A 21,677-nucleotide genomic window follows, 5' to 3' on the forward strand; every position below is an offset into this window, starting at 1 on the left:
ATGAGACTCGACACCCGGGAGACCGCCGCCCCCTCGGGGGCGGATGGTGCCACGGCCTCGATCAAGCTGCGCGGCATGCGTGGCATGATCGCCTCGAAGATGCTGCAGAGCCTGCAGCAGTCGGCCCAGTTGACCCATCATGCCAGTGCTCGCCTCGATGCCCTGCAGGCACTGCGGGAGCGCTGCAAGGCGCACGGCCGGGCCGCCCCTTCGGTGCAGGACCTGCTGCTGCGCCTGGTGGTGCAGACCCTGGCCGATTTTCCGGCACTCAATGCCACCCTGGAGGAGAACTGCATTACCCGGCATGCCGCGGTGCATCTGGGACTGGCGATTCCGCTGCCCGATGACCTGCTGGTGGCCCCGGCGCTGTTCGATGCCCAGTCCCTGAGCCTCGGTGAGCTGCCCGGGGCGCGCCGGGCGCTCACCGAGCAGGCACGCGACGGCAAGCTTGGGGTCAAGGCGCTGACCGGGGCGACCTTTACGGTGTCGAACCTGGGGCGCTCCCGGGTGCACCACTTCACGCCGCTGCTCAACCTGCCCCAGGTGGCGATCCTCGGCATCGGTGGTGTGGAGCCCCGGGTCGTGGCAGACTCGGACGGCTGGCGTGCCGTGGAGGTGATCGGCCTGTCGCTGACCTTCGATCATCGCGCCGTCAATGGGGCGCCGGCGGCGGCCTTCCTCGATGCCCTCTGCGAGCGCATCGAGGGGCTGGCCAGCGATGCCTTCGACCATGAATTGCCCTTCCAGGAGTGACGCCATGTCGGCAGCCCCGCCGATAGATGACATCCAGCCCCGGTTGCAGCGTCCCAGCGTGGCGGAAGGGCTGGTCCAGGAGGAGGCGTTGTTGGAGGCGATCTGCCAGGGTGAGACCGAGTTCGCCCTGCTGGCCTGGTCGCCCCACGACCGTGCCCTGGTGATGCCGCGTCGCCACGAGCGCTTGGCGGGCTTTCCCGAGGCGCGTCGGGTGCTGCGCGAGAGGGGCTGGCCGATTCAGTTCCGTTCCACCGGCGGCACCCCGGTGCCCCAATCCTCGGCGGTGATCAATGTGGTCCTGGCGCAGCGCTGCCAGGTCGGCAGCTCCGCCGCGCACCTGGAGTGGGGCTATCGTCGGCTCGGCGACCCCTGGTGCGCCTGGCTAAGCGACCTGGGGGTGGCCGAGGCCAACCTGGGCGCTGCCCCGGGGGCCTACTGCGATGGGCGCTTCAATGTGCGCATCGGCGAGCGCAAGCTGGTGGGTACCGCCCAGCGCTGGCGGCGGGTGCGGGGCAGTCGCGATATGGCGATGCTGATCCATGGCGCCATGCAGGTGGGGGAGACACCCGAGGCGCTGGTGGAGGTGGTGAACGCGTTCCAGAGCGCCATCGGCGACCCCCAACGCTTCTCGCCGGCCAGCCATGTGGCGCTGTGCCAGGTGCTGCCCGACCTTGATCTTGAGGCAGCACTGCCCGGGCTGCTGGCACGCCTGGGCGAGGCTGGCTGAGCTGTTTCTGATTCATCAACCGTCCAGTCATGTCGGAACGGGGCCCGGATGGGCCCCGTTGTGGCTGGTTTTCGAGCGGCGATGCCGTTGCCTCAAGGTTCAACCATGATCTTGATGTGCGATTTGTCGTTGAGCAGGGCCTCGAAGCCCTGGTCGACGACGTCATTCAGGGCGATACGCGCGGTGATCAGGTCCTCGGCGCGAAAGTACCCCTGCTCCATGAGGGCGATCACGGCAGGGTAGATATGCCGGTAGGCAATGATGCCCTTCATGGTGCGCTCCTTGATGACCAGGTCGTTGGGCTGGAAGGCCGCTTCCGTTTCCCAGATGCTGACGATCACCGTCTCTCCGCCAGCGTGGGTCGCGTTGATGGCCTGGTTCAGCACGGCGGGAATGCCGGTGACCTCGAAGGCAACGTCGGCGCCGCCCTGGGTCAGGGCGTGCACCCGCTCCACTGCGTCCTGCTCCCGGGGGGCCACTACCCAGGCGCCCAGGTCGGCGGCCTTGTTCCGGCGGGCGGCCGAGGGTTCCACGGCCACGATCTTTGACGCGCCGGCGGCCTTGAGGGCTTCGATGATCACCAGCCCGATCGGGCCGGCGCCGAAGACCACGGCGTTATCGCCCGCCTTCAGAGAGCTCTGGCGCACCGCGTGCAAGCCCACGGCAGCGGGCTCGACCAGGGCTCCCTGTTCATAGGAGAGGGAGTCGGGCAGAGGATGGACCATGTGCTCACCGACCACGGTGTATTCCGCAAAGCCGCCTCCGCCCCCCGAGAGCCCGTGGAAGCCCAGCAGGGGTGTCAGGTTGTAGCGCTCCATGAGGTATTGCCCATCCTTGTGGGGCGAGAGGATGGGCTCGATGGCCACCCGGTCCCCGGGCTTGACCCGGGTAACGCTCTCGCCCACCTCGACGACCTCGCCGGCGAACTCGTGGCCCATGATGATGGGCGCGCGCTGTTGGCTGAGGGGGTGCGGTTCCTCGACCGGAATGAAGATGGGGCCGGCACTGTATTCGTGCAGGTCGCTGCCGCAGATACCGCATGCGGCGACCCTTACCTTGACCTGGTGCGGGTCTTCGAGGACCGGGATATCGACCGCTTCCACGCGAAGATCCCTGGCCTTGTACCAGACCGCAGCTTTCATGGTGTTTGTCATCTGGTCACCTCGTCATGTCACTGTGCCGATTAAGCCAGGCGCATGCCGCGAGCCGTTCTGCGCTGCAGTGACCGGCTATCCCGCCTGCGCGTGCCTTCGGTATGCGCCTGGTGATGTCGGCATCCTTTAATTGGGCGGATCAGAGGCAGCATCCTGGGATGCCGCCGCAGGTGGAGAGACTCAGAACCGTGGGTCCCAGAGGCGACTGCTGGTTTCGGCCTCGTAGCCCATGCCGTAGGGTGAGCTGACCAGTTCCAGCTGCATGCCCCAGGGCGCCATGAAATAGACCCAGGTCAGGCCCTCCATGGGGCCCTCGGTGAACGTCTTGGGGTCGCCCAGTACCTCCACGTCGTTTTCCTTCAGGTAGGCGACGGCTTCATCCATGTCGTCGACGTAGAAGGCGATATGGTGACCGCCGATGTCGCTGTTGCGTGGCTGCTCGGTGCGTTGATCGGGGGCGGTGTACTCGAAGATCTCCAGGTTGGTGCCATTGCCACAGCGCACCAGGTGGGCGGCCGGAATAGTGGCTTCTGCGTGGACATCGAGATTCACGTCCATCCAGTCGTCATCGAAGGGGCCGAAGGGCCCGATGGTGAAGAAGGCCTCGCAGCCGATGACGTCGACGAAGAAATCCACTGCCGCTTGGCGGTCGGGAACGGTAAAGCCGAAGTGCTGGGTGCCTCGCATGCCGGGGATCTCTGCCTGGGCCGCCTGGCTGGCCATCAGCAGGGCCAGGGAGAGGGGGGCCGCCAGGGGAGCGCGCTTGAGGGTAGCGAACATGGCATATCTCCATTGTTGTGCATTGTTGTCAGTGACAGTTGTCGGTGACGGATGCCACCGGAACGAAGGAGCAATGACCATGCCAGCGGTGGAGCATGTGAAAGACCTCGGTAAGTCCATGTTTTTTAATGGGCTACCTTGGTCAAGTGGAGGTTGACAGGTGTCAAGGGCGATACAGCGATGTAACGGTTGTCACGTTACAAGCCACCACGGCGACCGCCGCGATATCCAGATAGGCCTGGCGGTGCGTCAGGCCGCGGATGGAGAGCCGCGTGATCACCGCCCGCAAGTCGGTCGAGCGATGAGCGATACGCCGCACGCTGCTTCGGCATGTTGGGTCGCGACATGGATCGGGCGGCCCAGCTTGCCGAGGAGGCATCGCAGGCCGCCGTTCACCGCACTCCGCGTAGCCCAGTGCCAGACTGAAAGCACGTTGACGGACTAGGGTTTCCGTGTAGCGCTGGCGCAGGGACTGATAACATCCTATTATGCATCTTATAAGATGCAGGTGGTGCAATTAAGCAACACATTAGGTGCTCATGGATCTCCGCGATCAATACCGCCAACGCCGTAAGGCGCTGTCTTTCACCCAGCAGGATGTGGCTAGCCGCACCGGTATGGTACGCCAGCAGTACCAGCGGCTGGAACGTGGCGGCAATCCGCGTCTGGATACTCTCGAACTGGCCGCGGATGGACTCAACGCCAAGCTGATGCTGATCCCTGTGGAGAAATGGCATGCCGTTCAGGCGCTGCTGAGGGGAGAGGATGAGAGCATTGGCCTCAATGCCGATCCCTGGCAGGGGCTTCTGGGGGATGATGAGGGCGAAGGGAAGGAGCGCGATGGCGAGTGACACGGTCGAGATGCTGCGCCTTGAATTACATGGCCGCCGGGTGGGCTATCTGGCCGGCTACCGGAGCGGCCGCAATGTCTTGGTCTTTGACGAGGCGTGGCGGCTCGACACCTCGCGCCCTACGCTGTCCGTGACTCTGCGTCCCGATTTCCCAAGGGCCGATGCGTTGATGCAAAAGCCTTGGGTTCGCCAGCAGCGCTTGCATCCTTGGTTCTCGAACCTGCTCCCGGAAGGGGCGCTGCGTGACTGGCTTGCCCAGCGGCTCAAGGTGCACCCGGACAATGAATTCCCCCTGCTGGCGAGCCTTGGGCATGACCTGCCTGGCGCCTTGCAAGTCACTCCGGTACCGCCCGACGACATGCCGGACTGGGTGTTGAGCCATCGACGCAGTGTCACATCGGTACGCCGGGTAGCCGAGGTGGGCGGTGGTTTTTCTCTTGCCGGCGTGCAGATGAAATTCTCCATGCGCGAACGCGATGGGCGTTTTCACTTCGGTCATGCCGATGCGCTCGGCGACTGGATCGTCAAGACGCCCTCGACACGCCACCCACAGGTGCCTGAAAACGAAGCCACGGCGATGTGGTTGGCCCAGAGCGCGGGTGTGGAGGTCCCAGAGATTCGCCTGATTCCGCTGAGTGCCCTCGAAGGCCTGCCGGCCATCAACCTGCCGGATGAACAGGTTGCCTACGCCATTCGTCGGTTCGATCGCCAAGCCGAGCGACGTATCCACGCCGAGGACATGGCGCAGGTACTGTTTCGCTATCCCCACGAAAAGTACGCTGGCCCCAACTACGAGCAGCTGGGACGCCTGCTACGCGAATTCACAGACGATGGCCTGGCCAATGTTCAGGCCTTCGCGCGTCGCCTCTTGGTGGATATCCTGCTGGCTAACGGCGATGCACACCTTAAGAACTGGAGCCTTATCTATCCGGATCAGAGGACCCCGCGACTGGCGCCTGCCTATGACATCGTCACAACGCTCGCTTACCTCGTAGGCGATCACCGGCTGGCGCTCAACCTCAACGGGAAAAAGGACTGGTACCGCTTAGGGGAAGAGGACTTTCATCGCTGGGCCGAGAAAGTGGGCGTGGCCTGGCCCGCCATCCGCACGGTACTTAACGATACCGTAGAACGTGCTCGGACCCAGTGGCCTGGGCAACTGGTGGAAATGCCCATGGCTGAAGCACATAAGGCGACTCTTAAAGAGCACTGGCGCTGCCTCGCACCGGAATGGCGAATTGTATGATGCCGGCTACCGCGTCGATCCTGAAAGCTGGGCTCGGGGCATGAGCCGTCATACCATGGGCATTCACTTCACCCTTCGAGTTGGCCATGCGCCTGAGAATTCTTTCGGACCTGCATCTGGAGCATTTCGAACTGGGCCGCGAACTGCCAGAGGTGGCGGCCGACGTGGTGATTCTGGCGGGCGACATCCATGCCGGCACCCTGGGGCTTGAGTGGGCAGCGGAGCGGTTTGCCGGCACGCCGGTTGTGTATGTGCCCGGCAACCATGAGTTCTACGGGACCTGCATGCCGGTCCTGCGGCGGGAGTTGGAAGCCGAGGCCGCCCGGCTCGGTATTCATCTGCTGGACAATCGCTCGCTGACCCTGGGCGGCGTACGCTTCCTTGGCACGACGCTGTGGACCGACTTCGCCCTCTATGCCGATGCGCCCGAACACGACCCGCTGCTGACCGAGGCCAAGGCGCTGGGCTTGATGCCCGATTTTCGGATCATCGAGCAGCCGCAAGGTGAGGTGTTCACACCGGGGGAGAGCCGGCGCCTGCATGCCGAGGCGCTTAGCTGGCTGGAAACAGAGCTGGCCCGGCCGTTTCCTGGCCCTTGCGTGGTGATCAGCCACCATGCGCCTCTGGCCGACTGCATCCCGCCGGGCTACCGCGGCGACACTCTCTCACCAGCCTTCGCCTCCCACTTGCCGCAGCTGATGGGCCGGATGGCTATGTGGATCCACGGCCATGTTCACGAGCCGGTCGATCTGGACGTAGGCGGAACCCGGGTGATCGCCAATCCCGGCGGCTATCCCGACGAGTTCGACCCGCCGCTGTTCACGCCCGACCTGGTCATCGAGTTGCAAGAGCCATGATGCCGCTGATCGTGGCCTATCTGCTGGCGAGCCTGGCGGCGGTGATCCTGTATGGCGTCGACAAGACGGCAGCGCGGCGGGACCGCCGGCGCATCCGCGAGTCGACCCTGCACCTGGTGGCCCTGTCGGGCGGCTGGCCGGGGGCGCTGCTGGCCCGACGCTGGTTTCGGCATAAGACCCGCAAGCAGCCCTTCGGCGCCATTCTGTGGGGCTGCGTGGCGGTGAACGTTGGCCTGGTGGCGTGGTTGGCCACGGCGGAGGCCACCGCGGGCCTGCGCCGGCTGGCGGGTTTGGGCTAGTCCCTTGTCGCATCAATACGGCTTTATCTTGACCCGACACTGGGAGGAGACGCCCCGGGGTACCGAGATCCGCCTCTGGCTGGCCACCGACGAGGGCCCGCTTGAGGTGCGCCTGCCGCCCCGGCCCTCGGTGGCTTTTCTGCCGGTCGAGCAGCGCACGCGGGCCGAGGCTGTGCTGGCTGGGCATGCAGAAGCAGGCGCGGGTGTCGAGTTTCGCGAGCTTGACCTGCGCGACTTCCACCACCGCCCGGTGCTGGGCCTCTACTGCGCCGATTACCGTCAGCTGCTGCGGCTCGACCGGCGCCTGCGCGATGCCGGGGTCGAGCTGCTCGAGGCCGATATCCGTCCCCCGGAGCGCTACCTGATGGAGCGCTTCATCACCGCGCCCGTGGCGGTGACGGGCAAGCCGGATGGCCAGGGCGGCCTGGTAGAGGCCCGCCTGCGGCCGGCTCCTGACTACCGCCCGCGGCTGCGTACAGTGTCACTGGATATCGAGACCAGCGCCAAGGGCGAGCTCTACTCCATCGCCCTGGAGGGCTGCGGGCAGCGCCAGGTCTATATGCTGGGGCCACACCGCGGCGAGGGCGAGGTGGAGGGACTCGATTTCGCGCTCGACTACTGCGCGAGCCGGGCCGAGTTGCTCGAGCGGCTCAACGCCTGGTTCGCCGAGCACGACCCCGACGCCATTATCGGCTGGAACCTGGTGCAGTTCGACCTGCGGGTGCTGCGCGAGCACGCCCAGCGGCTCGGCGTGCCGCTGCGTCTCGGGCGCGGCGGCACCGAACTGGAGTGGCGCGCCCATGGCCACCAGTCCAACCATTTCTTCGCCTCCGCTGCCGGGCGGCTGGTCATCGATGGCATCGAAGCGCTGCGCTCGGCCACCTGGCATTTTCTCTCGTTCAGCCTGGAGAACGTCGCACGGACGCTGCTCGGCGAGGGCAAGGCGATCGACAACCCCTACCAGCGCCTGGACGACATCCTGCGCATGTTCGCCGAGGACAAGCCGGCGTTGGCCCGCTACAACCTCAGGGACTGCGAACTGGTCACCCGGATCTTCGAGAAGACCCAGCTGCTGGTCTTCCTGCTCGAGCGGGCCACGGTGACCGGCCTGCCCGCCGATCGCAGCGGCGGCTCGGTGGCGGCCTTCACCCACCTCTACTTGCCGCGCCTGCATCGGCTGGGCCTGGTGGCGCCCAGCCTCGGCGAGGGGGAGGGCGCCGAGAGCCCCGGCGGCTTCGTCATGGATTCCCGCCCCGGCCTCTACGACTCGGTGCTGGTGCTCGACTTCAAGAGTCTCTATCCCTCGATCATCCGCACTTTCCTGATCGACCCGGCGGGGCTGGTGGCGGGGCTCGCCGACCCGTCGGACGCCGCCTCGGTGCCGGGCTTTCGCGGTGCGCGCTTCTCGCGCACCCGCCACGCCTTGCCGGCCATCGTCGAACGGGTGTGGGCCGGGCGCGAGGCCGCCAAGCGCGCCGGCAATGCGCCGCTCTCCCAGGCGCTGAAGATCATCATGAACAGCTTCTACGGCGTGCTGGGCTCGAAGGGCTGCCGCTTCTTCGATGCGCGCCTCGCCTCGTCGATCACGATGCGTGGCCACACCATCATGCACCGCACCCGGGAGCTGATCGAAGCCGAAGGGTATACCGTTATCTACGGCGACACCGACTCCACTTTCGTCTGGCTGGGCCGTCCCTTCGAGGAAGGCGAGGCCGTGTCGATCGGCCACCGGCTGGTGGCCCGGGTCAACGCCTGGTGGCGGGAGCACCTGGCGGCTGAGTACGGCCTTGACAGCGCCCTGGAGCTGCAGTTCGAGACCCACTACCGGCGCTTCTTGATGCCCACCATCCGCGGTGCCGAGGCGGGCAGCAAGAAGCGCTATGCGGGCCTGGTGCTGGATGGCGAGGGCCGCGAGCGGCTGGTATTCAAGGGGCTCGAGACGGTGCGCACCGACTGGACGGAGCTGGCCAAGGAATTCCAGCAGGAGCTCTACCGGCGTGTCTTCCTCGGCGAGCCCTGGCAAGACTATGTGCGCGACTATGTGCAGGCCTTCCTGCACCGCGCCCGGTCGGGGGAACTCGACGAGCGGCTGGTCTATCGCAAGCGGCTGCGGCGGCGCCTGGACGACTACCGCCGCAATGTGCCGCCGCATGTGCGCGCGGCCAGGCTCGCCGACGCGGAGAACGACCGCCTGGGCCGGCCGCGCCAGTACCAGCACGGCGGCTGGATCCGCTACGTGATGACGGTGGCCGGCCCCGAACCGTTGGAGGCGCACCGGTCACCCATCGCCACCGACCACTACCTGACCCGCCAGTTGCAGCCGGTGGCGGATGCGATCCTGCCCTTCGTGGGCGACGACTTCGCCTCGCTGATCGACCGTCAGCTGGGGCTGTTCTGAGTGGCCGGTCGGCCCGGCCTCGCCGTTTCAACATCCGTTGAGGCTAGAACGACCCCAGCAGGGTGCCCAGGGTGATCAGCAGCACCAGCGAGAGGATCGGGACCAACACGGCGACCACCGCGATATCCAGATAGGCCTGGCGATGCGTCAGGCCGCAGATGGAGAGCAGCGTGATCACCGCGCCGTTGTGGGGCAGGGCATCCAGCCCGCCGGTGGCGACGGCTGTGACCCGGTGCATCAGCTCAGGGGCGATGCCGCTGGCCTGTCCCATGGCGAGGTAGGTGTCGCCCAGCGTGGCCAGGGCGATGCTCATGCCGCCGGAGGCCGAGCCGGTCATGCCCGCCAGCAGGTTGACCGCGATGGCCAGCGAGATCAACGGATTGTCGCCGCCTACCGAGGTCACCCAGAGGCTGATCGCCTCGAAGGCCGCGAGCGATGCGATCACCGAGCCGAACCCGACCAGGCTGGCCGTATTGAAGATCGGCAGCAGCGAGGCGTTGGCGCCGCTGTCCAGCGATGAGGTCAGGTCCTGCAGGCGTTGCCAGTTGAGTGCGATCAACACCAGGATGGAGAGTACCAGGGCGGCGATCACCGACCAGACCCCGCGTACCGACTCGATGCCGGTGGCGCCATAGGCCGGCTCGGCGAGGTACCCCGTGTCCATGGCCGGGATCACCACCGCCGTGAACAGCAGGTTCAGGGCGATGACCAGCACGATGGGCAGCAGCGCCAGCGGCAAGGGGGGCAGGGCGCGGGCCTCGCTACGGGGCGTGACCTCGGCCAGATCGAAGCCTTCGCCCGCCGCGTGCTCCCGCAGGTGACCGGCCGGCGGTGCCTCGCCCTGGTGGTCGCCATAGCCTTCGCCGACCGCTCGCGCCTGACGCGCCCGATGGCTCAGCCAGGCCTGCCCCAGCCCCAGCATGACCAGGCCGGTGAGGATGCCGAGCCCCGGTGCGGCAAAGGGCGAGGTGCCGAAGTAGGGCATGGGAATGGCGTTCTGGATGGCCGGCGTACCCGGCAGGGCCGTCATGGTGAAGGTGAAGGCGCCCAGGGCGATGGTGCCGGGGATCAGCCGCTTGGGCAGGTTGGCCTGGCGGAACAGCGCCGCGGCGATGGGATAGACCGCGAAGGCCACCACGAACAGCGAGACGCCGCCATAGGTCATCACCGCACAGGCGAGTACCACCGCCAGGATGGCGCGCGCGTCGCCCAGGCGTGCGACGATGGCGCTGGCCAGCACCTCGGCGCTGCCCGAGTCTTCCATCAGCTTGCCGAACACCGCCCCCAGCAGGAACAGCGGGAAGTAGCGCACGATGAACTCGCCGGCGGCCCCCATGAACACCTGCGTATAGCTGGCCAACAGCGGGGTATCGACCGAGACCAGCGCCACCAGGGCGGCCAGGGCCGGGGCGAGAATCAACAGGCTGAGGCCACGGTAGGCAAGATACATCAACAGCAGCAGTGCAATGGCAATCGCCATGATACCGATCATCAACTGTTCCCTTCGTCACGTCCTGTGGGGTTAGGTCCCCGGTTCCTTTTGCTCGTTGCCATTCCGGGTCCTATTCTCGCGTGGATGCTGCGATGCAGTATAGGCCTCTCGGTAGTGAACTGCACCATGGCGTGGCGTCCCGGTGCGAATCACCGGCTCGCTGCGGGTGAGGAGCTGCGGACGGTCGCGCTGACCTGGCCCCCCAACGAGGAGGAGAAGCGTATCGTCATGGGCTCGAGTTATTAGAGCTTCACCGCCCGCAAGCCGGCCGAGCGATGCGCGATACACTGCATTCTGCCCGGGCAGGTAACGCGGAGTCGGGGGGGAACTGCTAGAACTGAAGGATGGGAACACGGCGAAACATTCGAGCAAGGCGGGTGGCTCTGGTGCCGCATCACAGTGAACCGCACCGGTATGATAGCGAGTCTCCGTTGCCGTCACCGATCTCCAGACGGAGGGAATCTCATGCCCTATCTCGTAATGGAGCGCACCTTCGATGAACCGATGTCGGATGTCGATCTGGCGCGCATGGGGGAGCGTCTCGGCCCCTGTTTGCAGGACCATAGTGTCCAGTGGTTGCGCAGCTATCTCTCCAACGACCGGCGCCGAATGATCTGTACCTTTCAGGCAGCGGATGCGGAGTCGGTCCGTATGGCCTACCGCACCGCCGGCTACCCCTTCGAGAAGGTCTGGCCGGCGATGGTCCTGCCCACCGATGAAGGGCTGGCGCCGCCGCCCTCCTAGCCGGGTCTGGTCGCGTGACAACGTCGGAAGTGCCGCGGTTGGAGATCCGGCTATTGGGCAAGTTGGAGGTGCTCCGTGATGGCACTTTGCTCGACCTGCCCCGCTCCCGCAAGGCCCGCGCACTGCTTGCCTACCTGGTGACATCGGGTCAGGCGTACTCTCGTGAACACCTCTGTGACCTGCTCTGGAACGGCCCCGCCGACCCCCGCGCGGAACTGCGCTGGTGCCTGGCCAAGATCCGCCCTCTGCTCAACGACGACACCACCCATCGCCTGGTGACCGAGGGCGATTACGTGCGCTTTTGTGCAAAGCGCGTGGCGCTGGATGTCACACGCGTACGCGAGTGGGTCCCGTCGGCACCGCAGGACGTCTCGACGGAGTCTCTTCGCCAGGCGGCTGAACTGCTTCGAGGCCCCTTTCTGGAGGGGGTGGACCTCCCCGACTGCTACCGTTTCGATGCCTGGTGCGTTGCCGAACGCCAAGCCCTGCTGCAGCTGCACGAGGAGGTCTTGCAGACGCTGGTGCAACGGCTGAAAGACCAGCCCGATGCCGCGTTACCCTACGCCCGTGATCGACTCCTGCTCGACCCCCTCTGGGAGGATGCCCACGCCGACCTGGTCATGCTGCTGCACGCCATGGGGCGGACTGCCGAGGCACGGGAGCGTTACGAGCAGTGCCGGCGGGTACTGCAGCACGAACTCGGGGAAGCACCCTCGGCACGGCTAGAAGCGTTGCACCGGCAGTTGAGCTCGACTCCGCCTGCTCGCACCACGGGGTCGCCTTCGCCTCTGCCTTCGCCCGCACCATCGGCGGAAGTGCCGTCCCTGGTTGGCCGTCGCAGGGAACTGGCTTGCGTTCGGGAGGCGCTGGAGGAGGGCGCCCCGCTACTCATCAGCGGCGAGCCGGGCATCGGCAAGTCGCGTCTACTGCAGGAAATCGCCGCCCAGCTTCATGCCAGGGGCACCCAGGTGCTCAGCGGACGGGCGTTCGAAATGGATGCGACCCGCCCCTATGCCCCCTGGATCGACGCCCTGCGCTCGCTCCCTTCCACTACCATCCCCGTCGCGCTACGGCCGGAACTCGCCGCCCTGCTGCCCGAGCTGGGGCCCGCTACCGAAGACCCGGGGAATCGCAACCGCCTGTTCAACGCGGTCGCCCAGTGGCTGGTGGCGTTGGTCCGGGGCGGCCTGCCCCTCGTCGTGATCCTGGACGACCTGCAGTGGTTCGACGAGGCATCGGCAGCCCTGCTGCACTATTTGGCTCGTGGCACCGCCGGCTATCCGATGGCGTTCCTCTTGGCGACCCGCGGGGGGGAACTGGAATGCAATTCGGCGGCCCAGCGCCTGGTTCATTCGCTTCGCCGCGATCATGCCCTGAGGGTGTTGACGTTGGCGCCGCTCTCCGCCGCGGAGACGGCAACCGTCGCGCACAGCGTGGCACCGGGCGTGGACGGCGACCACGTCTTTCGCGAGTCCGAGGGCAACCCCCTGTTCGCCCTGGAGATCGCGCGCGCCCATCAGGGCGGCCAGCCGCTTCTGGGCGATACCCTGGGCGGTCTGATTGCCGGTCGTCTGGCAGGCGTTGGCGAGGAGGCAGCCGCGCTGCTGCCATGGGCCGCGGCACTCGGGCGCCGGCTCAATCCGGATCGATTGGCGGCGGTGATGCATCTGCCATGCACGACGCTGCTGCTCGGCCTGGAGGATCTGGAACGCCGTGCCATCCTGCGCGCGACCGAGGGAGGGCGTTACGAGTTCACCCATGACCTGATCCGCAGGGCGGCCTACCTCTCTCTCTCCGAACCACGTCGACGCTTGATCCACCTGCAAATCGCTCGGAGCCTGGCTCGCAGCATCGAGCAGTCGAGGCTGTGGTCTCGAAAACGCCTCATACCCCCGGCGCTCGCCGCAGGTCAGGCGCGCTCCCGCCTCATGGAGGAGTCGTCTGCCGCCGAAGTGGCTTATCACGCCAGCCAGGGAGGCGATCACGCGCTCGCCGCCCACGCCTGTGCGGTGGCGGGCCGCCATGCGTTGCGGATCCACGCCTACGAGGACGCCGCGGCACTGGCACGGCAGGGCCAGAGTCATCTCGAGCCACTGCCCGACGACATGCGGCTGCAGCGCGCCTTCGAATTCCTGGAACTGTACATTCATCCGGGCATGGAGCCGTTTCAGCCGCCCGACCTGGAGCAGCGGCTGCGTACCCTCGTGGCTGAGGCTCGGGCGACCGGCACGAGCACCCAGGTGCATGATGGGCTCTACCTGATCGGCGTACTGCTCTATCTGCGCGGGCGCTATAGTGACGCTTTGGATCTCACCATCCGGGCGGAACGCGCCGGACGCATGGCCGAACCCGCCACCGTGGTCCAGGCCGTGGCCGACACGGCCCGCTGTCTCGGCATGTTGGGCCGTGACATGGATCGGGCGGCCCAGCTTGCCGAGGAGGCACAGCAGCTTGCCGAGCAGCTCGATGTACGGGAACCCGGCTGCGAACTCCCCCTGGCGCTCGGCCTGGTCAGCCACCATCGCGGTGAGTTGCTGCAGGCACGGGCATATATCGAGCAGGCGCTGGAACTCGCCAAGCGCGATCGGACCCCCTGGTGGGAGTGTTACTGCCTGTCCCGCCTGCCCATGATCGAGCTGGAGCGGCAGGCGCCGGACGATGCGCTGGAGTGCTGCCGTGCCCTGCAAGTCGTTGCCGACACGCTAGGGGAGGGCAGCGGGGCCGAGGTGCCATTTGCCCGGGCGCTGGAGGCCCTGGCGAGGCTGCAACGCGGAGAGCGCCAGGCGGTGGCCGGATTGGACCTTGCCCTGGAGCAGCTGAACACGGCGGACAGCCAGTGGATGATCGCCTATGTGCAGAACCTGGCGGCCTGGGATGACTGGGAGGCGGGCCGGGCCGATGCTGCCCGGCAGCGGGCCGAGGCGGCATTGCGGGCCGCCGAGGCGGTGGGTCAGGCGGATGAGTTGACCGTGTCGCGCGCTTTGCTCCTGCGGGTCGCCCTGAGCGGGGGCGACCGAGAAACGGCTCTGGCTCACCTGGAACAGCTGAATGCCGACGACCACCGCTGCCCCTCCGCCCGTGCCCGACGCGCAGCCCGGGATGCGCAGGCCGCCGCCCATTGCCATCTGCCCGTTCGATGATTTTTTGCCGTTTCCACACCCCTTCCAACGCCCATCCCAACGCTCGTGTGCTCTGCTGAGATTGTCCGCTCCAAGATGCGTGGCAGTCAGCCGCCGACCTCAGGCGTCAGTTGCCCGCACCCCGGGGGCTGGACCGACCAACACACCGAGCTGACTGGAAACGACAGGTTTCGTGGGAGGCAGCAATGAAAACCATCCTTATCACCACGGCCGCGGCACTCACCCTGGCCGCCACCACCGGATTCTCTGCCCCGGCATATAGCAGCGAGGCGCCGGATTTCGTCAAGGACACCTTCCCCGAACAGGGGATCGAAGGGGCCTGGCAGAACATCCAGTCCGTGATTGGAGACCCGGATTCGGCACTCGATGGCAAGACCAAGGAGCTCATCGCGCTTGCCGTCTCGGCGCAGATTCCCTGCGATTACTGCATCTACTCCCACACGGTGGGGGCGCAGGCGCATGGTGCCACCGACGCCGAGATCAGGGAGGCCCTGGCGACGGCTGGGCTGATCCGCAAGTGGAGCACCCTGCTCAACGGCTTCCAGTACGACATGGATGCGTTTCGCCAGGAAGTCGATGCCATGTACGAAGGGGAGTGACGCGAAAGCGTTTCGCTATCCACCAATGAGAGGCAGCAACTGTCTGTGCGGCCCTTCGGGGCCGCACGGATGCGTCGACGGTCATCCGGTGTCCCGCTGCCGGGAGGAATACCATGGAAGCGCACACCCCAACGACTCACACCACGCCGTCAGACACCGCTCGTCTAGCCGAGGCATTGAGGCGCGCGGGACGTCCGCCGTCGTTCGCCGAGCCGGCAAAGGCGCAGTTCCTCGATGGCGGCCGCACCGGCGCCAGGGTCACCCGGCTGAGTTGTGCGGATGGCGCCAGCTTCGTGCTCAAGGTCATCCCCCGCCAGCGCGCCTTTCGGGAGGCGCTTGGCCACGACGGTGAAGCGGCCGCCTGGCTGGCAGGAACGACACGCGCCCTCCCGTCACCGCTGGTCAATCCCACCCTGGACGCCAGCTTCCATCCGGAGCGGGACGAATGGTGGCTGCTTATGGAGGACGTCTCCCCGGGCATCGTCTCCCGCAGTGGCTGGACCGAGGGGCACACCCGGCAGCTTTTCACGGCCATGGCGGGCCTGCACGCGGCCCACTGGGAGGACCCGGCGATACCCCGAGCAGGCATTGGGGACCTGGCCGCCACCACCGCGCTGCTCGTGGAGATTGCCCTGCACGAAGCGACGGGACGCGCCTCCGTCGAATGGGCGGCATCCAGCGCCGAACAGTTCCAGGTGCCCCGTGTACTGCTTCCCGGCTTTTTGGAAGCCGCCGGGGATCGCAATGCCGACTTCTACTTGGCGCTACTGCGACGTTGGCGGGATATCGTCTCGGCACTCGACGACTATCCCCCCACGCTGCTTCACGGTGACCTTCGGCGCGCCAACATCGCTTTTATGGATGAGCGGGTGGTGCTCTTCGACTGGGAATTGGCGGCCCGGGGATCGGCCGCGGCCGACCTGGCATGGCACTGGTTCCTGCATTGGCGCCGGCACCGGCCAGATGACCGTCGCCATCGCCCGGCTCGTTCGTTCCCAGGGTAGTGTGCACGCCCTGGATCTCTCGCCTGGCCTGCTCCAGCACGCCCACCGTGCCGCCTGGCAGGCGGGTGTCCAAGACCGCGTGGTGACAGAGGCGGGCGACGCCCGTGCAATGCCCTACCGCGATGGCGGTTTCGACGCCGCCATCTGCCGCTGGGTACTGCTGCATCTACCCGACCCAGAGCGAGTCGTCACGGAGATGGGCCGGGTGGTGCGCCCGGGCGGGCGCATCCTCTGTGTGGAGGCTGACTGGGAGACCCTGGCCGTGTATCCGGGCGATCCCGAGGTCACGCGCCGGGTCGTGCACGCCAACGTGGACCGCCAAGTAGACGGTCGCGTCGGCCGCAGGCTGGTACCGCTGCTGCGCTCCGCCGGCCTGCAAAGGGTCTCGGCAGTCCCCATCGTCGCCCTGGACCTGAGCGGCGACTGGCTGCCCTTCCTGCGTTCGCGTGTGGATATCGCGGCGCAGGCCGGGGTGCCGGCTCACACCCTGTCAGCCTGGTGGAGGGCGATCGAGGCCGCCGCCGACGCCGGCGACTACCTGTTCAGCTTCACGCAGTATGGCGTGGTCGGTACGGTGCCATCGCTCAGCGCCCGTGACTCCCGGGCCGGCCCAGGGCCCCGATGATCCCCCGGTCGCTGAACGACGCCCGTCACCGCGACCTCGGCATGGCGATGCCCGTGGCGGGTGTGTGGAGGAGGGGGAGCCGGGTGTTGTCGATGGCGTGGCGCATGGATCTGGACGGTGGTGGGCGAGGCGGGAGTGAGGCCGTGCGCTGCGGACTGCCGGACTCCCACCTCGTTTCATCCCGATCCACTGCCGTCAGTGCGTGGCGCCGATGGGCAGGTCGGGACAGCTCTGCTCGGGCTCGCGGGGCAGCGTCAGGCCCTGGCCGTTCTCGCCCTCGGGGGCGTTGAAGAAGGTCGCCACCACCACGGCGGCCTCGTCCTCGCTGGGGTTGAAAGAGCTGTGGATGTTGTCGAACCCCGGGTCGATGAACAGCTCACCCGCCGTATAGGGTCGCTCCACGCAGTCGTCAGGATAGACGTAGACCAGGGTGCCCTGGCGGATGGTGGCGATCACCGGGCCTGGGTGGGTGTGCCAGGGGAAGGCCGCCCCCGGCTGGACGGTGATCTCGGCCATGGCGACCCGCCCGGGGTCGGGCAGTTCCAGGACCTGGCGGTCCCGGCCCTCGACGGCGAGGCTGATCTGGATGCTCACCTCGTCGGTGATGGCGCTGCGCTCGGTCAGCTCCTGCACGGCGATAGGCGGTGGGTCGTCGCTCGCCGCCAGCGGTGGGGCGGTCAGCGCCAGGGCGCCGAGGGCAAGGGCAGCGAGGGTCAGGGGATGGGGCGCTTGGGGTTTCATCGTAATTCTCCTTCGTCTCGTTAGACGTGATGATCACGCCGGGGGCGCCGGCGGGATGTTGTGGTTGTGGCAGAACAGGTTGTGCGGGTCGTAGCGCGCCTTGATCTGGGCCAGGCGCGCGTAGTTCTCGCCATAGGTGGCCCGGATTCGGTCGTGGCCCTCGTCCATCATGAAGTTCACGTAGGCCCCGCCGGCCGAGCTGGGGTGTAGGGCCTCCCAGTAGCGCACCGCCCAGTCGCGCACGCGGTCGGCGTTGGCCGGGTCGGGGTCGATGCCCACCACCACGGCGTTCCAGTTGGCCTCCCGGTGGTGGAAGGCGCTCGCCTCCCGGCCGACCCGCTGGGCGGCCCCGTCGATGGGGTAGAGGTGCATGGTGGAGAGCGGGGTGGGCACCTCGGCGAAGCGTTCGTGAACGGCGATCGCCTCGTCGGTGATCTCCCTGAAGAAGTCGCCTCGCCAGTAGGAGTGCAGCCCCGGCGGGTAGAGGGGGTCGAAGACCGACTGCAGGGCCGGGAAGGGCACCTCGTGGATACCGTCCAGCAGCGGCCGGCCGAATTGGCGCACCGGCGCCAGGGTGGCATCGGCCGCGTCGGGATCGCCGCTGTAGACCCAGACGACGCCACAGACATGGCGACCCTGCAGGGCCTCGGGGAAGGGCGGCGCCGGCGGGACGGTGCCGACCAGGAAGAAGCCGTTGAGCGTCTCCGGCGCGGCGGGCAGGAACTCCCGGTACCAGCGCAGCACCTCCCCGGTATCGGCCAGGTCGTAGAGGACCGGTCCGGCCATGACGTTGCGCACCGGGTGGCAGCGGAACTGGAAGGCGGTGACTACCCCGAAGTTGCCGCCGCCGCCGCGCAGGGCGCCCTGCAGTGCCTCGAGGGCGGCCTGTGACAGTTCACCGTTGTTTGCCATGGGAGTGCCTCCTGATCGTTCGATGGGCGTCTCGAGCATGGACCGCACGGCGTTTGCCAGGCGTTCGGCAGGCGTTCGCCGCGCAGCGAGGGGCGTTCGTGTATGGTCGTGAATGAGGCGGTGGACGTCAGCCGTGGACCTGGTCGAGCAGGGCGTCTACGGCAGCCAGCTCGGCGGGGTTGCCGCCGGCGGCCTGGGCCCGCAGGGCGGCGAGCCGATCGCGGGCCGTCTCGGGGTGGTTGGCGGCGGGGCCGCGGCGCGCCAGGTCGAGGGCGGAGCGCAGTTGCAGGGCCAGTGCGCCCTGCTCGGTGGCGCAGGCCAGGGCCCGCTCGAGGTGGGGCTTGGCCTCACCCGCCGGACACAGGGTGGCCTCCAGCCGCCAGAGTTCGGCGAGCCACCAGCGGTCGCCGTGGGTCTCGGCCCAGGTCCGCGCCTCGCCCAGCACCCGGCGGGCCTCCTCGGGGCGGCCGGTCTCGGCGAGTACCTCGGCGAGTAGGGCCAGCCAGAACGGCAGGCGCGCGCCGGCATGTTGCTGGCGCAGCTGCTCGATGCCCTGGCGGATCAGCGCCTCGCCCGCTGCCCCGCCGGTCAGGCGACCGGCCAGAATCCGTCCCCACTCGCCGTAGTAGGCGAAGCCGTAACGCGTGCTCAGGCGCCGCACCCTGGCAGCATGCTCGTCGGTGCGCTCGGGGTCACCCAGCAGGTGGTGGGTGATCGCCGCATAGGCGTGGGCGATCGCCGCCTCGAAGGGATGGCCGGAGGCCTCGGCCAGCTCCAGGGCGGCGGTGGCGTTCGCCGCCGCGGCCGCGCTGTGGCCGAGCAGTCAGTGGAGATGGGCCCGGGCGCCGCGCAGCAGCACGCCGGCGCGAAAGCCGAACAGGGAGCGGTCATCCGCGTCCGCCTCCCGATCGAGGCGCTCGAGGCAGGCCAGCGCCTCGCGGTGGCGGCCGAGGGCGAACAGCGGCAGCGCCAGGGCCTGGGCGTACCAGCCGGCCGGCGCCGTTGGCGACGCCAGTCGCTGTCCCAGGTCGGCGGCCTCCTGCATGCGCCCCTGGACGAAGCAGTGCCAGCAGAGGGCGGCCTGGCCAAGCGCCGCCTCAGGCGTCTCGCCGAGCCGCTCGCAGAGCGCCACGCTATGCTCGATCGCCGCGCCGACCCGGGGGGCCGCATAGCCGAGCAGGCTGACCAGCGGTGGCACCTGGGCCTCGCGCAGCGTCAGCTCCTGGCGGTCGCGGGTCACGCTCGCCGGCTGGGCGGCCAGTAGGTCGAGCGCCCGGTCGTAGTGGCCGATGGCGTCGTCCAGGGCGAACACCGCCATGGCGGCCTCGGCGGCCCGGGCGTGGTGATGGAGCGCCCGCTCCGGCAGGCCCCCGGCCTCGAACTGCTCGGCGATCAGCCCCGCCACGACGAGCCGCTGATCGGTCCGCTGCTGTTCCAGGGTGAAGGCCAGGCGCCGGTGCAGCAGGCGGCGGTGCGGCGGGGTGAGCCGGCGATAGGCGGTATCGCGGAGCAGGTCGTGAGCGATGTCGTAGGTGGAGGGCGAGTGCTCGCGCAGCAGCCGCCGCTGCCAGAGCTCGTCCAGGGCGACCTGCAGGCTGGCCTCGTCCAGCTCGCTGGCGGCGGCCAGCAGTTCGAGGGAGACGTCCCGGCCCAGGGCGGCCGTCAGCCCGAGCAATTCCTCCGCCGCCGGATCCAGCCGGGCGAGTCGCTGCTCCAGGATCGCCTCGATCCGCGACGGGATCGTGCCCCCTTCCCGCAGCGACTCGACCACGAACAGCGGGAAGCCGCCGGTACGGGCGTGCAGGCGGCGGGCGCCCGCGGTGTCGAGCGGGGCCCCGTGCAGGGCGGCGGCGAGGTCGGCGGTCTGCGCCGCCGTCAGCGGCGTCAGCTCGATCCGCTGCAGCAGGCCCTGGGCCTGCAACCGACGGCAGCAGGCGACCAGCTCCCGGTTGTCGTCGAGCTCCTCGCTGCGCAGGGTGGTGAGCAGCAGCAGGGGGGCGGCCGGCTCGAGGTGCAGCAGGACCTCGAGCCAGGTCAGGGTCTCCCGGTCGCACCACTGCAGGTCGTCGAGCAGCAGTAGGGTGGGACGCCCAATGGCCAGGAGGGCCCGTGCCAGGCCCTCGAAGAACTGGCGGCGCTGCCAGGCGTCGGCCAGGGGGGCCGGCGAGGCGGTCTGGCCGCTGGCCAGTTCGGGCACCAGCCGGCCGACCTCGCCGCGCCAGGTCGATTCCAGCCGCTCGATGGCCGGTCGCAGCGCCGCGCTGCGCAGCCATTCGGCCACCGGCGCCAGCGCCAGGCGGACCCGGGAGGGAAAGCAGCTGGCCTGCAACACCGGGTCGCCCCGGCGGCGGAGGGCCTGGGCGAGCTCCGTCGCCAGGCGCGTCTTGCCGACGCCGGCCTCGCCGGCGATGGCGATCAGCCGCGGCCCCTGGGCGACCCTCTTCCAGGCGGCCTCGAGGGCGGCCTGCTCGGCGTCCCGGCCGATCAGCGGGGCCGCCGGGTGGCGCGCCGGTGTCTCGGCCGGGGGTGGTTCGTCGGGGGTCGACAGCTCGTCACGGAGGGCCTGGGTGGCGGCGGAGGGCTCGACCCCCAGGGTACGCGCCAGGACGTCGGCACAGCGCTGGCCGGTGCGCAGCGCCATGGCGCGGTCGCCGACGCGCGCCTGCAGCCGCATCAGGGTGCGATAGCCGGCCTCCTCGAGGGGTTCGAGCTCCACCCGTCGGCGGGCGTGCTCGATCGCCTCCGCCAGCCGGTCGCGTTCGGCCAGGGTGGCGACCAGGCGGTCGAGCAGGGCGACGCAGCGGTGGTGCAGGCGTTCGCGTGCCTCGAGCACCCAGTCGTTGTAGAGGGCGGGGAGCAGGTCGCCGCCGTAGGCGTCCAGCGCCCGCTGGGCGGCGGCCAGGAGGGTGTCGGCGTAGGCGTCCAGCGCCCGCTGGGCGGCGGCCAGGAGGGTGTCGGCGTCCTCGGCGTCTTTGGCCTCGTCGGCGGCCTGGCGGAAGGCGAGCAGGTCGAGGCGGCAGGGCGCCGCTTCGCGCCAGCCCAGGCTGTTGGCATCCACGGCGAGGCAGCGGTCCGGGTCGGGCAGGACGGCACGCAGCTGATGCAGCTCGCGGCGCAGGTTGGTCCGGGCCTGGGCCTCGCTGGAGCCGGGCCAGAACAGCCCCGCCAGCCGCTGGCGGGGCTGGGGCGTCCCGGCATGCAGCGCCAGATAGGCCAGCAGGCCCAGGGCCTTCGACGAGTGAATGGTCTCGACCGGCTTCCCTGCGGCCAGGACCCGCTGCTCGCCCAGCAGGCGGATTTCCAGCATGGCGCGCCCTCGTCACCGATGTTTCGGCCCGGCGGACTCGCCGGGCCG

The 21,677-nt window shown here is 68.3% G+C and carries 19 protein-coding genes; 12 read left to right on the forward strand and 7 right to left on the reverse strand.

Annotated features, from left to right (window positions below; all coding sequences use genetic code 11):
* Both HOP52_RS14420 and HOP52_RS14425 read left to right on the forward strand, forming a co-directional pair.
* Entirely contained in the window at positions 1-753 is a 753-nt protein-coding gene (locus tag HOP52_RS14420) for a 2-oxo acid dehydrogenase subunit E2 (protein WP_051496504.1), read from the forward strand.
* 4 nt (positions 754-757) lie between these two features.
* Positions 758-1,480, forward strand: coding sequence for a lipoyl protein ligase domain-containing protein (locus tag HOP52_RS14425; RefSeq protein ID WP_238978101.1), 723 nt, complete (start codon positions 758-760; stop codon positions 1,478-1,480).
* Positions 1,481-1,572: 92 nt separating this feature from the next.
* Here HOP52_RS14425 and HOP52_RS14430 read toward each other — a convergent pair whose 3' ends face one another.
* Together HOP52_RS14430 and HOP52_RS14435 are read right to left on the reverse strand one after the other, a co-directional pair.
* Positions 1,573-2,622 carry a 2,3-butanediol dehydrogenase gene (locus HOP52_RS14430; protein ID WP_238978102.1) on the reverse strand — a complete coding sequence of 350 codons (1,050 nt, stop codon included), beginning with the start codon at positions 2,620-2,622 and terminating at the stop codon, positions 1,573-1,575.
* 192 nt (positions 2,623-2,814) lie between these two features.
* Entirely contained in the window at positions 2,815-3,414 is a 600-nt protein-coding gene (locus tag HOP52_RS14435) for a VOC family protein (RefSeq protein WP_238978103.1), read from the reverse strand.
* Between the two features lie 539 nt (positions 3,415-3,953).
* On the opposite strand from HOP52_RS14435, the gene HOP52_RS14440 reads away from it, so the two are divergent.
* The 5 genes from HOP52_RS14440 (at position 3,954) to HOP52_RS14460 (ending at position 9,065) form a co-directional block, all read left to right on the forward strand.
* On the forward strand, positions 3,954-4,265 hold the full coding sequence (locus HOP52_RS14440) for a helix-turn-helix domain-containing protein (RefSeq protein ID WP_238978104.1): 312 nt from the start codon (positions 3,954-3,956) through the stop codon (positions 4,263-4,265).
* Complete coding sequence (locus HOP52_RS14445) at positions 4,255-5,511, forward strand: type II toxin-antitoxin system HipA family toxin (RefSeq protein ID WP_238978105.1); 1,257 nt, start codon at positions 4,255-4,257, stop codon at positions 5,509-5,511. Before HOP52_RS14440 ends, HOP52_RS14445 begins: the two co-directional genes overlap by 11 nt.
* 86 nt (positions 5,512-5,597) lie before the next feature.
* Positions 5,598-6,368 carry a metallophosphoesterase gene (locus tag HOP52_RS14450; RefSeq protein WP_238978106.1) on the forward strand — a complete coding sequence of 257 codons (771 nt, stop codon included), beginning with the start codon at positions 5,598-5,600 and terminating at the stop codon, positions 6,366-6,368.
* Positions 6,368-6,667, forward strand: a complete 300-nt coding sequence (locus tag HOP52_RS14455; protein WP_238978107.1) for a DUF1294 domain-containing protein — start codon at positions 6,368-6,370, stop codon at positions 6,665-6,667. Before HOP52_RS14450 ends, HOP52_RS14455 begins: the two co-directional genes overlap by 1 nt.
* A 4-nt stretch (positions 6,668-6,671) precedes the next feature.
* Complete coding sequence (locus tag HOP52_RS14460) at positions 6,672-9,065, forward strand: DNA polymerase II (protein WP_275298217.1); 2,394 nt, start codon at positions 6,672-6,674, stop codon at positions 9,063-9,065.
* Positions 9,066-9,108: 43 nt separating this feature from the next.
* Here the strand turns inward: HOP52_RS14460 and HOP52_RS14465 are convergent, their stop codons facing one another.
* Positions 9,109-10,557: a GntP family permease gene (locus tag HOP52_RS14465; RefSeq protein WP_238978109.1), complete on the reverse strand. Its 1,449-nt coding sequence runs from the start codon at positions 10,555-10,557 to the stop codon at positions 9,109-9,111.
* A 465-nt stretch (positions 10,558-11,022) separates the two neighbouring features.
* Here HOP52_RS14465 and HOP52_RS14470 point away from each other — a divergent pair, with 465 nt between their 5' ends.
* The 5 genes from HOP52_RS14470 to HOP52_RS14490 all read left to right on the forward strand — a co-directional run bounded on the left by HOP52_RS14470 (position 11,023) and on the right by HOP52_RS14490 (position 16,669).
* Positions 11,023-11,301: a nickel-binding protein gene (locus tag HOP52_RS14470; protein ID WP_238978110.1), complete on the forward strand. Its 279-nt coding sequence runs from the start codon at positions 11,023-11,025 to the stop codon at positions 11,299-11,301.
* 14 nt (positions 11,302-11,315) lie between these two features.
* Positions 11,316-14,441 (forward strand): ATP-binding protein, encoded by a 3,126-nt coding sequence (locus tag HOP52_RS14475; RefSeq protein ID WP_238978111.1) that lies wholly within the window; start codon positions 11,316-11,318, stop codon positions 14,439-14,441.
* Between the two features lie 185 nt (positions 14,442-14,626).
* Positions 14,627-15,040 carry a carboxymuconolactone decarboxylase family protein gene (locus HOP52_RS14480; RefSeq protein ID WP_238978112.1) on the forward strand — a complete coding sequence of 138 codons (414 nt, stop codon included), beginning with the start codon at positions 14,627-14,629 and terminating at the stop codon, positions 15,038-15,040.
* Between the two features lie 113 nt (positions 15,041-15,153).
* Positions 15,154-16,044, forward strand: coding sequence for a phosphotransferase family protein (locus tag HOP52_RS14485; protein ID WP_238978113.1), 891 nt, complete (start codon positions 15,154-15,156; stop codon positions 16,042-16,044).
* Positions 16,004-16,669, forward strand: a complete 666-nt coding sequence (locus tag HOP52_RS14490) for a methyltransferase domain-containing protein (RefSeq protein ID WP_238978114.1) — start codon at positions 16,004-16,006, stop codon at positions 16,667-16,669. Before HOP52_RS14485 ends, HOP52_RS14490 begins: the two co-directional genes overlap by 41 nt.
* 195 nt (positions 16,670-16,864) lie before the next feature.
* Here the strand turns inward: HOP52_RS14490 and HOP52_RS14495 are convergent, their stop codons facing one another.
* The 4 genes from HOP52_RS14495 to HOP52_RS14510 all read right to left on the reverse strand — a co-directional run bounded on the left by HOP52_RS14495 (position 16,865) and on the right by HOP52_RS14510 (position 21,629).
* The gene (locus HOP52_RS14495) at positions 16,865-17,410 is read right to left on the reverse strand and encodes a cupin domain-containing protein (RefSeq protein WP_238978115.1); all 546 of its coding nucleotides are present in this window, start codon (positions 17,408-17,410) and stop codon (positions 16,865-16,867) included.
* A gap of 33 nt (positions 17,411-17,443) precedes the next feature.
* The gene (locus HOP52_RS14500) at positions 17,444-18,322 is read right to left on the reverse strand and encodes an FAD-binding oxidoreductase (RefSeq protein WP_238978116.1); all 879 of its coding nucleotides are present in this window, start codon (positions 18,320-18,322) and stop codon (positions 17,444-17,446) included.
* A gap of 127 nt (positions 18,323-18,449) precedes the next feature.
* Positions 18,450-18,983 (reverse strand): hypothetical protein, encoded by a 534-nt coding sequence (locus tag HOP52_RS14505; protein ID WP_238978117.1) that lies wholly within the window; start codon positions 18,981-18,983, stop codon positions 18,450-18,452.
* A gap of 162 nt (positions 18,984-19,145) precedes the next feature.
* Entirely contained in the window at positions 19,146-21,629 is a 2,484-nt protein-coding gene (locus HOP52_RS14510; RefSeq protein ID WP_238978118.1) for an ATP-binding protein, read from the reverse strand.
* Positions 21,630-21,677 lie beyond the last annotated feature (48 nt).

Source organism: Billgrantia campisalis (assembly GCF_022341425.1).
In the GTDB taxonomy this organism is placed as follows: Bacteria; Pseudomonadota; Gammaproteobacteria; order Pseudomonadales; family Halomonadaceae; genus Halomonas; species Halomonas campisalis.